The organism is Kitasatospora sp. NPDC059795 (genome assembly GCF_042732175.1).
Taxonomy (GTDB): domain Bacteria; phylum Actinomycetota; class Actinomycetes; order Streptomycetales; family Streptomycetaceae; genus Kitasatospora.
On sequence record NZ_JBHWID010000018.1, the window covers coordinates 116,949 to 129,577 of the forward strand.

General features: G+C 74.0%; 10 protein-coding genes. 1 reads left to right on the top strand and 9 read right to left on the bottom strand.

Annotation, left to right across the window (positions count from 1 at the left end):
* Positions 1–24: 24 nt before the first annotated feature.
* The 3 genes from ACFV4P_RS30145 to ACFV4P_RS30155 form a co-directional block, all read right to left on the bottom strand.
* Positions 25–1,305: an AI-2E family transporter gene (locus ACFV4P_RS30145; RefSeq protein WP_380476497.1), complete on the bottom strand. Its 1,281-nt coding sequence runs from the start codon at positions 1,303–1,305 to the stop codon at positions 25–27.
* 34 nt (positions 1,306–1,339) lie between these two features.
* Positions 1,340–1,534, bottom strand: a complete 195-nt coding sequence (locus tag ACFV4P_RS30150; protein WP_073817625.1) for a DUF3046 domain-containing protein — start codon at positions 1,532–1,534, stop codon at positions 1,340–1,342.
* A 115-nt stretch (positions 1,535–1,649) separates the two neighbouring features.
* A complete protein-coding gene (locus tag ACFV4P_RS30155) occupies positions 1,650–3,188 on the bottom strand; it encodes a S8 family serine peptidase (protein WP_380476500.1) in 1,539 nt (512 codons plus the stop codon).
* Positions 3,189–3,338: 150 nt separating this feature from the next.
* Between ACFV4P_RS30155 and ACFV4P_RS30160 the strand changes: the two genes are divergently transcribed.
* The gene (locus ACFV4P_RS30160; RefSeq protein WP_380476502.1) at positions 3,339–7,988 is read left to right on the top strand and encodes an ATP-dependent helicase; all 4,650 of its coding nucleotides are present in this window, start codon (positions 3,339–3,341) and stop codon (positions 7,986–7,988) included.
* A gap of 19 nt (positions 7,989–8,007) precedes the next feature.
* On the opposite strand, the gene ACFV4P_RS30165 is transcribed toward ACFV4P_RS30160, so the two are convergent.
* From ACFV4P_RS30165 to ACFV4P_RS30190, 6 genes are all read right to left on the bottom strand, one after another.
* Entirely contained in the window at positions 8,008–8,274 is a 267-nt protein-coding gene (locus tag ACFV4P_RS30165; RefSeq protein ID WP_380476504.1) for a hypothetical protein, read from the bottom strand.
* Between the two features lie 55 nt (positions 8,275–8,329).
* Entirely contained in the window at positions 8,330–8,698 is a 369-nt protein-coding gene (locus ACFV4P_RS30170; protein WP_030457965.1) for a helix-turn-helix domain-containing protein, read from the bottom strand.
* Between the two features lie 315 nt (positions 8,699–9,013).
* Positions 9,014–9,499, bottom strand: coding sequence for a CinA family protein (locus tag ACFV4P_RS30175; protein WP_380476506.1), 486 nt, complete (start codon positions 9,497–9,499; stop codon positions 9,014–9,016).
* Positions 9,492–10,124 (bottom strand): CDP-diacylglycerol--glycerol-3-phosphate 3-phosphatidyltransferase, encoded by a 633-nt coding sequence (pgsA, locus tag ACFV4P_RS30180; protein ID WP_380476508.1) that lies wholly within the window; start codon positions 10,122–10,124, stop codon positions 9,492–9,494. The genes ACFV4P_RS30175 and pgsA overlap by 8 nt, the downstream gene beginning before the upstream one ends.
* Positions 10,121–11,575 carry a 30S ribosomal protein S12 methylthiotransferase RimO gene (gene rimO, locus ACFV4P_RS30185; protein WP_380476510.1) on the bottom strand — a complete coding sequence of 485 codons (1,455 nt, stop codon included), beginning with the start codon at positions 11,573–11,575 and terminating at the stop codon, positions 10,121–10,123. Before rimO ends, pgsA begins: the two co-directional genes overlap by 4 nt.
* A gap of 72 nt (positions 11,576–11,647) precedes the next feature.
* A complete protein-coding gene (locus ACFV4P_RS30190; protein ID WP_380476512.1) occupies positions 11,648–12,520 on the bottom strand; it encodes a helix-turn-helix domain-containing protein in 873 nt (290 codons plus the stop codon).
* Positions 12,521–12,629 lie beyond the last annotated feature (109 nt).

Here is a 12,629-nt window from a genome sequence, read left to right on the forward strand (position 1 = left end):
GGAGACGGGTGAGGAGGCGGCCGGTCAGCGGTCGGAGCGCGGCGTCTCCGTCGGTTCCCCGCCGGAGACCATCTGCCGCAGTCGCCGCACGGCCTCCCGTCGCCGGCTGCGGCGCTCCTCGCCGCGGTCGATCCGCGGGTCGTCCTCGACCTCGTAGCGGCGCACGTAGGTGCCGACGAAGCCCTGCAGGGTGGCGGCGGCCGGGATGGCGATCAGCGCGCCGACCGCGCCGAGCAGCGCGGCGCCGGCGATCACCGCGCCGAAGGCGACGGCGGGGTGCACGTCGACGGTCTTGGCGGTGATCCGCGGGTGCAGCAGGTAGTTCTCGATCTGCTGGTAGACGGTCACGAAGACGAGCACCCACAGGGCGTCCACCGGCCGGCCGGTGAGCGCGACCAGGACGGGCAGCGCGCCCGCCAGGTAGGTGCCGATGGTGGGCACGAACTGCGACATGACGCCGACCCAGACGGCGAGCGCGGCGGCGTACGGCAGTCCGATGATCTCGAAGAAGGCCCAGTGCCCGAGGCTGGAGACCAACGCGAGCACCGCGCGGGAGTACAGGTAGCCGCCGGTCTTGGCGAGGGCGATCTCCCAGGCGCGCAGCACCTCGGCCTGCTTGGTGGGCGGCAGCATCGAGCAGACGGTGCGCCGCACCCGGGGGCCCTCGGCGGTGAAGTAGAAGGTGAACAGGCCGACGGTGAAGGCCTGGAAGAGTCCGCCGACGACGGTGCCGGTGACGCCCCAGACGTTGTCGGCGGCCTGCTGGGCGTACTTCTCGATGGTGCCGGAGTCCTTGAGCACCTGGTGCTGGAGCTGGTCGAGGGACAGCTCGGTGTGGAAGGTGTGGTTGATCCAGTCGATCAGGTCGTGCAGCATCTGCGGCAGCTTCCCGGCGACCTGGGTGACCTGGTCGACGAGCAGGGTGCCGAGCGCGGTGACGAAGCCGGCGACGGCCAGGCCGACGCCGATGAACACCAGGAAGGTGCCGAGGCCGCGGCGCACGCCGCGGGCCGCCATCCGGTCCACGGCGGGTTCCATGGCGAGCGACAGGAAGAACGCCACCAGCAGCATCACGAGCAGGTTGATCAACTGGTGGAAGGCCCAGTCGGCGAGCTGGAAGAGGCCGACGCAGACCAGCGCGAGCAGCATCGCCCGGGGCAGCCAGCGTGGCATCGAGCGGCTGCTCCAGTCGCCGCGGCGCGGCTGCGGGTCGGCGGTGTCGCCGCCGTCGCGCGGGCCCGGTGCGGTGCTCGCGGGGAGGTCTTCGTCGGACATCAGGTCGGGGGTCTCTGCACTGCTGGACACCGAGCAAGTCTCACCCACCGGCGGGCGAATCGGGTCATCGCAGCCGAGATGACACTCCCTGGGTGACGCAGACCACGCGCCACACGTCCTTGGCCTCCCAGCCGTCGTCCAGGGCCTGGCGCACGGTGCGGCCGCCGAGTTCGGCCATCACATGGTCCTGCGCGAAGGACTCCGCGTACGTCTCGCCGAAGTGCAGGTACATCCGTCGCCAGAACTCGGTCAGCCTCATGCGCCAAGTATCGGGCACCGGCCGGTCGGTGCGGCGGCCGTCGCACACCGGTCGGCCGACGCCGCAGCCGTCGCGCACCGGCCGGTCAGTGCAGCGGCCGTCGCACACCGGCCGGTCAGTGCGGCAGCGCGAGGATGCCGGCGCCGTAGTAGTCGTGGTCCTGGCAGCCGACGGGCAAGGTCTGCACGCAGTTGCCGTCGGCGGCGCGGGCGAGCGCGGCGGTGATCTTCTCGGGGCCCCAGTCGGGGTGCTGGGCGGCGGTGACGGCGACGGCGCCGGTGACGTGGGCGGCGGACATCGAGGTGCCGGCCAGGGCGGCGTACTTGCCGTCGGGCCAGTCGGAGACGACGGCGCCGTCGGTGCCGCTGTCGGGGTCGCCGCCGGGTGCGGCGAGGGAGATCCGGCCGCGGCCGTAGTTGCTGTAGGAGGCGGGCAGGCCGTTGCGGTCGACGGCGCCGACGGTGACCACGCCGGGCAGTTCGCCGGGCAGCCGGATGCATTCGGTGCCGAGTTCGCGGTCCTGCGGGGGGCCGGTGGTGCGGTCGTTGGGGCTGCGGTGGTCGGGGCGGGCGGCGGTGAGGTCCTGGCCGTCGTTTCCGGCCGAGGCGACCACGACGGCGCCCTTGCGCTGGGCGTAGGCGACGGCCCGGCCGACGGCGGCGATCAGCGCGGCCTGGTCGGCGTCCTCGGGGCAGTTGTACTTCCACGGGTCGGCGAAGTAGCTGTCGTTGATGGCGCGGGCGCCGTGGTCGGCGGCCCAGAGCATGCCGCAGACGATGTTCTCGGCGTAGTACTGGCCGAGCGAGCCGAGCAGCCGGACGGCGGCGATCCGCACGCCGGGGGCGACGCCGGTGACGCCGTGCCCGTCGCGGGCGGCGCCGACGATGCCGGCGACGTGGGTGCCGTGGCCGCTCTCGTTGATGGCCGCGTCGGGCCGCCAGGCGCCGCTGCGCGAGTCGGGGCGGCCGTCGGCGCAGGACGCGGAGGCGGCGGGGTCGACGGCGGCGCGCAGGTCGGGGTGGGTGTCGTCGACGCCGGAGTCGAGCACCGCGACGGTGACCTGGGCCAGCTGCTGGGCGGTGGGGACGGCGCCGGTGCGGTCGGCGGAGCGGTCGGCCGGGCGGTCGAGCGGCGGGTGCAGCAGCGCGGCGTGTCCGGCGGGGCGCTCGACGGCGCCGATCATGGCGAGGTTCCAGTCGCTGTGCTCGCCGGGGTCGGGGACGGTGGCGGTGCTGTCGTCGTGGCGTTCGACGGCGTCGGCGGTCGGCCGCCCGGGGTCGAACGCGGTGCCGGCCAGCGGCCTCGGCGGCGAGGGCACCGGGACGGTGCGGGTGGCGCCGACGGCGGCGGTCCCGGGCCGGCCGCGGAGCTTCTCGGCGAACCGGCCGCCGGCGTAGGCGAGCACGGCCCCGATCTGCGGGTACTCCTGGACGACCTGCCCGCCGGCCGACCGGACCCGGTCGGCGGCGTGCGCGGCGCCCTCGGCGTCGGTGCGCTCGTCCAGCACCAGGTAGCTGAGGTAGCTGCCGTCGGTGCCGGTGACGTAGGGGACGGCGCCGCCGATCAGCAGCCCGGAGAGCAGGGTCGCGCCGAGCATGCGGACGCTGCGGCGACGCCGGGGGGTGCTGTCGGGAGCCTGGTTCACCTGCTCCATCGCGCGTTCTCCGCTCGTCGGCCGGGCCGGGTTCCGGTGGAGGCTGGTCCGGTTCATCACCATATGGGCGATTTGTACGACTTGCCGGGCGGGTTGCGGCAGACGGTGACCGCCCCGTGACCTGTCAGCCCGTCGGGGCACCATGGGTGCATGGCCACCTCCGCCCCCGACGCGCCCGGCACCCCGAACCCGCTGGACGGCTTCGCCCCCGCCACCCGGTCCTGGTTCACCGGCGCGTTCGCCGCCCCCACCGAGGCGCAGTCGCGGGCCTGGGCGGCGATCCGGCTGGAGACGGACGTGCTGGTGGTCGCCCCGACCGGCTCCGGCAAGACCCTGGCGGCGTTCCTGTCCGCACTGGACCGGCTGAGCTCCACCCCGCCCCCGGCCGACCCCAAGCGCCGCTGCCGGGTGCTCTACATCTCCCCGCTGAAGGCCCTCGCGGTCGACGTCGAGCGCAACCTGCGCGCCCCGCTGGCGGGCCTGCGGCAGGCCGCCGTCCGACTCGGCCTGCCCGAGCCCGAGGTGCAGGTCGGCATCCGCTCCGGCGACACCCCCGCCGCCGACCGGCGCAAGTTCGCCACCCACCCGCCGGACATCCTGATCACCACCCCCGAGTCGCTGTTCCTGCTGCTCACCTCCGCCTCCCGGGAAGCGCTGCGCGGCATCGACACGGTGATCCTGGACGAGGTGCACGCGGTGGCCGGCACCAAGCGCGGCGCGCACCTGGCGCTCAGCCTGGAGCGGCTGGACGAGCTGCTGGACCGTCCGGCCCGCCGGATCGGCCTGTCCGCGACCGTCCGCCCGGTCGAGGAGGTCGCCCGCTACCTCAGCCCGCAGCGCGGCGCGGCGATCGTCCAGCCCGGCAGCGACAAGCGCTTCGACCTGTCCGTGGTGGTGCCCGTCCCCGACCTCGACGACCTGCCCGCCACGCCCGCCGAAGAGTCCGACCCGCAGCGGCAGTCCTCGATCTGGCCGCACGTCGAGGAGCGGATCGTCGACCTGGTGCAGGCGCACCGCTCGACCATCGTGTTCGCCAACTCCCGCCGCCTCGCCGAGCGGCTGTGCAACCGCCTGAACGAGATCGCCTACGAGCGGGCCACCGGCGCCCCGCTGCCCGGGTCGCACGCCCCCGCCGAGCTGATGGGCGGTTCCGGCGCGGCCGCCGGCGCCCCGCCGCTGCTCGCCCGCGCCCACCACGGCTCCGTCTCCAAGGAGCAACGCGCCCTGGTGGAGGAGGAGTTGAAGGCCGGCCGGCTGCCCGCCGTGGTCGCCACCTCCAGTCTGGAGCTGGGCATCGACATGGGCGCGGTCGACCTGGTGGTGCAGGTCGAGTCACCACCGTCGGTCGCCTCCGGCCTGCAGCGCGTCGGCCGGGCCGGCCACCAGGTCGGCGCGGTCTCCACCGGCGTGGTCTTCCCCAAGTACCGGGGCGACCTGGTGCAGTCCGCCGTGGTCACCGAACGGATGCGCTCCGGCGGCATCGAGGCCCTGCGCGTCCCCCGCAACCCGCTGGACGTGCTCGCCCAGCAGATCGTCGCGACGACCGCCCTGGACACCTGGGACGTGGACGAGCTGCTCGCGCTCTGCCGCCGCGCCGCGCCGTTCGCCACCCTCCCGCAGTCCGCGTTCGACGGCGTCCTCGACATGCTGGCCGGCCGCTACCCGTCCGACGCCTTCGCCGAACTCCGCCCCCGCCTGGTCTGGGACCGCGTCGCCGGCACCGTCACCGGCCGCCCCGGCGCCCAGCGCCTCGCCGTCACCTCCGGCGGCACCATCCCCGACCGCGGCCTGTTCGGCGTCTTCATCGCCGGCACGACCGGCTCCGATTCGAAGACGGGGAAGAAGGGCGGCGGCCGGGTCGGAGAGCTCGACGAGGAGATGGTCTACGAGTCCCGCGTCGGCGACGTGTTCACCCTCGGCACCACCTCCTGGCGGATCGAGGACATCACCCACGACAAGGTGCTGGTCACCCCTGCCCCCGGCATCCCCGGCCGACTCCCGTTCTGGAAGGGCGACTCGCTCGGCCGCCCCCTCGAACTCGGCCGCGCCGTCGGCGCGTTCGTCCGCGAGGTCGGCGCGATGGAACCCGCCGCCGCCACCGCCCGCCTGCGCGAGGCCGGCCTGGACGACTGGGCGTCCGCGAACGTGCTGTCCTACCTCGCCGAACAGCGCGAGGCCTGCGGCCACCTGCCCGACGACCGCACCATCGTCGTCGAACGCTTCCGCGACGAACTCGGCGACTGGCGGATCGTCGTCCACTCCCCCTTCGGCGCCCAGGTGCACGCCCCGTGGGCCCTCGCCATCGGCGCCCGCCTGCGCGAGAAGCACGGCCTGGACCCGCAGGTGATGCACGCCGACGACGGCATCGTGCTGCGCCTGCCGGACGCCGACCTGCTCGCCGACTTCCCCTCCGCCACCACCTCGCACGGCAACGCGGCACCGCCCGCCGACGAGGCCCCGGTCGGCGCCGACGCCGCCGTCTTCGACTCCGCCGACATCGAACAGCTCGTCACCGACCAGGTCGGCGGCTCCGCCCTGTTCGCCGCCCGCTTCCGCGAGTGCGCCGGCCGCGCCCTGCTGCTGCCCCGCCGCAGCCCCGGCAGGCGCACCCCGCTCTGGCAGCAGCGCCAGCGCGCCTCCCAACTCCTCGAAGTGGCGGCCGAGTACGGCTCCTTCCCGATCGTGCTGGAAGCCGTCCGCGAATGCCTCCAGGACGTCTTCGACGTCCCCGGCCTGGTCGAGCTGATGCGCGACCTCGAATCCCGCGCCGTCCGCCTGGTCGAGGTCACCACCCCCGAACCGTCCCCGTTCGCCCGCTCCCTGCTGTTCGGCTACGTCGCCCAGTTCCTGTACGAGGGCGACTCCCCGATCGCCGAACGCCGCGCCGCCGCCCTCTCCCTCGACTCCCGGCTGCTGTCCGAACTCCTCGGCCAGGCCGAGCTGCGCGAACTCCTCGACCCCAAGGTGCTCGCCGACCTGGAGGCCGAACTCCAGCGCCGCACCCCCGAACGCCGCATCAGGGACGCCGAGGGCGTCGCCGACGCCCTGCGCCTGCTCGGCCCGCTCAGCGAGACCGAACTCACCGAACGCGGCGCCGAACCGCTCTGGGCCCTGGAACTCGAATCCGCCCGCCGCGTCATCCAGGTCCGGATCGGCGGCGAACTCCGCTGGTCCGCCATCGAGGACTCCGGCCGGCTCCGCGACGCCCTCGGCACCCCGCTGCCCGTCGGCGTCCCCGAGGCCTTCACCGAACCCGTCAAGGACCCCCTCGGCGACCTGCTCGCCCGCCACGCCCGCACCCACGGCCCGTTCACCGCCCACGACGCCGCCGAACGCTTCGGCCTCGGCACCGCCGTCGTCACCGGCACCCTGCACCGCCTCACCGCCGCCGGCCGCCTCGTCCAGGGCGAGTTCCGGCCCGAAGCCACCGGCACCGCCCCCGAGTGGTGCGACGCCGACGTCCTGCGCCGCCTGCGCCGACGCTCCCTCGCCGCCCTCCGCCACGAGGTCGAGGCCGTCTCCCCGAAAGCCCTCGCCGCCTTCCTCCCGCAGTGGCAGCACCTCGCCGGCCACCGGCTGCGCGGCGCCGACGGCCTCTACCGCGTCGTCGAACAGCTCCAGGGCACCGCCCTGCCCGCCTCCGCCCTCGAAAAGCTCGTCCTCCCCGCCCGCCTCACCGACTACTCCCCCGGCCTGCTGGACGAACTGATGGCCGCCGGCGACATCGGCTGGTCCGGCGCAGGCGCCCTGCCCGGCAAGGACGGCTGGATCAGCCTCCACCTCCCGGAGAACGCCCACCTGCTGCGCCCCGAACCGCTCCCGCTCACCCCCGGCCCGGTCCACACCGCCCTGCTGGAGGCCCTCACCGGCGGCTACGGCGCGTTCTTCCGCCAGCTCGCCGAACGCGTCCCCGACACCCCGGACGCCGAGATCGTCGACGCCCTGTGGGATCTGGTCTGGGCCGGCTGGGTCACCAACGACACCCTCGCCCCGCTGCGCAACCTGCTCGGCTCCGGCCGCACCGCAGGCGCGACCGCCCACCGGGCGCCGCGCTCCACCCCGCGCGGCCGCTACGGCGGCGCGGCCCGGGGCCTGGCCCGCCCGAGCTCCCGTTCCGGCCCGCCGACGGCCGCCGGCCGCTGGTCACTGCTGCCCTCCTTCGGCGGCGACCCCACCGTCCGGGCCGCCGCCCAGGCGCAGGCCCTGCTCGACCGGCACGGCATCCTCACCCGCGGCACCGTCGCCGCCGAACGCGTCCCCGGCGGCTTCGCGGGCGTCTACCGGGTGCTGGCCGCCTTCGAGGAACGCGGCAAGGCCCGCCGCGGCTACTTCGTGGAGGGCCTCGGCGGCGCGCAGTTCGCCATGGAGGGCGCGGCGGACCGCCTGCGCTCGGTCAACTCCCGCCTGGAGCGGACGAACGGCGACTGGTCCACGACCTCCCCCGCGGACGCCCCGCAGGCCGTCGTCCTGGCCGCCGCCGACCCCGCCAACGCGTACGGCGCGGCACTGCCCTGGCCCGAACCCCCCGCGGACACCACCGGCGCCCACCGTCCCGCCCGCAAGGCCGGCTCCCTGGTCGCCCTCGTCGACGGCGAACTCGTCCTCTACCTCGAACGCGGCGGCAAGTCCCTGCTCACCTGGTCCACCGAGGGCCCCGCCCTGACCGCCGCCCTCGCCGCCCTGTCCAAGCCCCTCACCATCGAACGCATCAACGGCCACCCCGCCCTCACCAGCCCCCTGGCCCCCCACCTGGAAACGGCCGGATTCCACCCCACCCCCAAGGGCTACCGCATCAGATGAGGGCGCGAACACGTGCGAGTCATTGCCCGGCGTCGCGATCCTGCGGTTGGGCGCGTTCCCCCTCGCCCAGTTCCCCCTCGCGCAGTTCCCCTTCCCGCAGTGCCCCGCGCCCCTGACGGTGCTCTCCCTGCGTGCGCGCGTGCACCGGAATGAGCCCGATCCCCCACCAGCCGGCGGCGAGTACGCCAAGGGCGGCACCGCCGGAAATCGCGGTGCCGCCCGTAAGCAGCAGTATCAGACCCAGGCCCACCAGTGCCGTCGCACCCAGCAGTAGCGCCTTTCGCATCGCGGCCCTCCTTCACTCGCCGCCCCCGGAAACGGAGGGCGGAATCGAGGTCCGGTCAGGCCGCCACCACGTCCATCGCCGCCTTGGGCGAGATGGATCCGGACCGGTCGACGCCGGGGGCCGGCAGCGGAACCGGTTCGAGCACCGGCCTCAGCAGATCACCCTCGGAGAGGGTGGCCATCGCCGCAAGTTCGGCGAGCGACAGTTCGTCGCTGACCTCGCGCATGACCTCCGACATCCGGACGTCGAGCGCGTCGCAGATGGCGGAGAGCAACTCGGAGGACGCCTCCTTCTGACCCCGCTCGACCTCGGAGAGGTATCCGAGCGAAACCCTGGCGGCTGCCGACACCTCGCGGAGTGTGCGGCCCTGGCGCTGGCGCTGCCGACGCAGCACATCGCCCAGCAGGCGACGGAGCAGAATCATCGGTGCCTCCCTCCTCGGACTGCGGATCGAGATGTCACGACCCCACCGTACCGCCTTGTCCGTGTCCCGTGCGGGGACCGGGGTCGTGTTCACTCTGGGCTGCAAGGCGTCCCCTCCCCTGTTCTTCCCCTTCCGGGCCGTCGAACCACCCGTGACGGGCAGATGTCCGGCTCCGGACGTCCGGTCGACTCCTGGTCGACGCGGGGGCGGTCCGGCCGGGTTCGGCCCGACCGGAGCATCCGGTCTAACACGTTCCTCCATCGGGTGCGGCGGGTTCGTGGGATTCCACCCGACCCGCCCGTTCGTCGGTCATGATCAGCGGTCGGTGCCCGTGCCGGTCAGCCGACTCAGCAGCAGGTCGAGCGCGGCCTCCACCGACCCTTGCCGGATCGTGTCACGCGCACCCGACAACCGGAGCGGGAGCGCTTCTGTTCCCCGGGGCCCGGCGAGGGCGACGTACACGGTGCCGACGGGCTGCCCGTCCTGCGGGTCGGGCCCGGCGACGCCGGTGGTGGCCAGCGCCCAGTCGGCGCCGAGCAGCCGCCGGACGCCTTCGGCCATCTGCCGGGCCACCACGGGGTGGACCGGGCCGCGCACGTCGAGCAGGCCTTCGTCGACGCTGAGCACGGACGCCTTGAGGTCGGTGGCGTACGCGGTGACCGAGCCCCGGAACACCGCGGAGGCGCCGGGGACGTCGACCAGGGCAGCGGCCAGCAGGCCGCCGGTGAGCGACTCGGCGACGGCCAGCGTCGCGCCGTCCGCCTTGAGCGCCGTCAGCAGGCGGACGGCGAGGTCACTCACCGCGGCGCTCCCGGGCGATGCCCTCGCGGCGCAGCCGGACGGCCTGGACCACGTAGTCGAGGCCGGTGCCGACGGTGAGGACGACGGCGATCCCCATCATCACGGCGCGGGAGGTGGCCAGCGGCCCGGTGAGCACCAGGACGTACATGCCGACCGCGATGCCCTGGGTGAGGGTCTTCAGCTTGCCGCCGCGGCTGGCCGGGATGACGGCGTAGCGGATCACCCAGAACCGCATCAGGGTGATGCCGAGCTCGCGGGCCAGGACGACCGCGGTGACCCACCAGGGCAGGTCGCCGAGGATCGACAGGCCGATCAGGCCCGCGCCCATGATCGCCTTGTCGGCGATCGGGTCGGCGATCCGGCCGAAGTCGGTGATCAGGCCCTTGCTGCGGGCGAGCGCCCCGTCGAACACGTCGGTGATCATGGCGACGGCGAACGCCGCCCAGGCCAACGCCCGCCACTTGGGGTCGTGCCCGCCGTCGGCGAACAGCAGCGCGACGAAGACCGGCACCAGCAGCAGCCGGAACATCGTCAGCACGTTGGCGATGTTCCACAGGCCGGGCTCCGGCGGGACGGCGGCCGGGGTGGGCCGGGTCGCGGCCGGGGCCCCCGGCCCCTTGGTCATACGTCGGCTCCGAGCAGCGTGATCGCCTCGGCGACCAGGTCGACGCCCTCGGTGCCGACCACGGTGGCCCGGTAGAACTGGCCGATCTCGGCGTCGTCGGCGCCGAGCAGGGTGGTCAGGCCGTCGGTCTCGGGGGCCTGGTGGGCGGCGCGGCCCTCCACGACACCGTCCTCGATCGACTCGACCAGGACGGTGACCTCCTTGCCGACGCGCTGTTCGGCGCGCTGCGCGGTGAGTTCCTCGGCGAGCTTGGAGAGCCGGGTGACGCGGTCGTCGACGACGTCCTGGTCGAGCTTGCCGTCGTAGCCGGCGGCCTCGGTGCCGTCCTCGTCGGAGTAGCCGAAGACGCCGATGGCGTCCAGGCCGGCGTGGGTGATGAACCGTTCCAGCTCCGCGAAGTCCTCCTCGGTCTCGCCGGGGAAGCCGACGATGAAGTTGGAGCGGGCGCCGGCCTCGGGGGCCTTGGCGCGGATCGACTCCAGCAGGCCGAGGAACTGCTCGGTGGAGCCGAAGCGGCGCATCCGGCGCAGCACGGCGGGCGCGGAGTGCTGGAAGGACAGGTCGAAGTACGGCATGACCTTCGTGGTGCCGGTCATCACGTCGATCAGGCCGGGGCGCATCTCGGCGGGCTGAAGGTAGCTGACCCGGACCCGCTCGATGCCGTCGACGGCGGCGATCTCGGTGAGCAGGGTCTCCAGCAGGCGGATGTCGCCGAGGTCCTTGCCGTAGGAGGTGTTGTTCTCGGAGACCAGCACGACCTCGCGGACGCCCTGGCCGGCCAGCCAGACGGCCTCGTTCAGGACGTCGCTGGGGCGGCGGGAGATGAACGAGCCGCGGAAGGCGGGGATGGCGCAGAACGAGCAGCGGCGGTCGCAGCCGGAGGCCAGCTTGATGGACGCGACGGGGGCGTCGTCGAGGCGCTTGCGCAGGGTGCGCGGGCCGGAGGCGGGGGCGAGGCCCTCGGGGAGGTCCTCGGGGGTGCCGTGGCCGGGCAGCGCGACCTCGGCGGCGGCGGCCTGGCGTTCGACGGGGGTGAGCGGGAGCAGCTTGCGGCGGTCGCGGGGCGTGTGGGCCTCGACGTGGCCGCCGGAGAGGATGGTGTTCAGGCGGGTGGAGATGTCGGCGTAGTCGTCGAAGCCGAGGACGCCGTCGGCCTCGGGGAGGGCGTCGGCGAGTTCCTTGCCGTAGCGCTCGGCCATGCAGCCGACGGCGACCACGGCCTGGGTACGGCCGTGGCCCTTGAGGTCGTTGGCTTCGAGGAGGGCGTCGACGGAGTCCTTCTTGGCGGCCTCGACGAACCCGCAGGTGTTGACGACGGCGACATCGGCTTCGCTGGCGTCGTCGACCAGCCGCCAGCCATCGGCCTCCAGTCGCCCGGCGAGTTCCTCGGAGTCGACCTCGTTGCGGGCGCATCCGAGCGTGACCAGGGCGACAGTGCGGGGTTCAGGCATGACGCCAAGATTAACGCGCGCCCCCCGGTGGAGTTCCCCCCGGAGGGCGCGCGGTTTGTTCGAGCGGCCGGATCAGCCTGCCTGCGGGTCGCCCGGGGTGTAGGTGAGATGCACCACCTGGCCGTCCTGACCGGCCGGACCGAGGTCCTTTCCGTTGACGAACAGGTGCACGGCCCCGCCGTTGCCGATCACCAGGGTGATCTTCTTCGGGTCGGTGAAGGTCTGGTCCTGGCCGGCTTCCAGGTTGTTGGAGAACAGCGACTTGCCGTTGCCGTCCTTGGCGGTGACCCAGCTCTTCTCCTGGCCGGCGACCAGCTTCACGGTGACCTTGTCGGCGGGGACGGCGGCGACCGCGCCGCCGCCCGTCTCGGGGGCGGGCGGCTGGGCGGAGGCCGACAGGGTGGCCGGGGCGGAGACGCCGGAGGGCAGCGGGGCGCTGGCCGCGCCGGGCCCGTTGCCGTCGGAGGACGAGGAGCCGACCAGGTTGTAGCCGATCAGCACGACCACGGCGACGATCGCGGCGACCATGGCGGCCGTCCAGTTCGGGCGGCGGTGGTCCTTGACCTTGATCGGCCCGACGTCGAACAGCCGGGCGGCGGGCGCGGCGGCGCCCCCGCCGTGCTCGGCGTCGTAGCGGGCGACCAGCGCCTCGCCGTCCAGGCCGACCTCGCGGGCCAGCAGCCGCAGGTGGCCGCGGGCGTAGAAGGCGCCGCCGCAGCGGTCGAAGTCGTCGGACTCGATGGCGTGCACGATCGGCACCCGGATCCGGGTACGGGTGCTGACCTGGTCGACCGTCAGGCCGGCGTCGATGCGGGCCCTGCCGAGCAGCCGCCCGATGCTCGGCCCGTCGGCGGCGTCACTCGGCTCCGCGGGGTGCTCCGTGCTGGCGGAGGCGGGCGCGGAGGAGCCGGGGGCGGAGCGGCGGGGGGACTTGCCGATGGTCACTGGGCACGCCTTTCGAGCGGAGGCCACCTGCTGAGGAACCAGTCTAGGGGTGGTGCCGTAACGTTTCTCAACCGGAGGGGGCCCGAACGTGCCACAGTTCGGCTGCCGA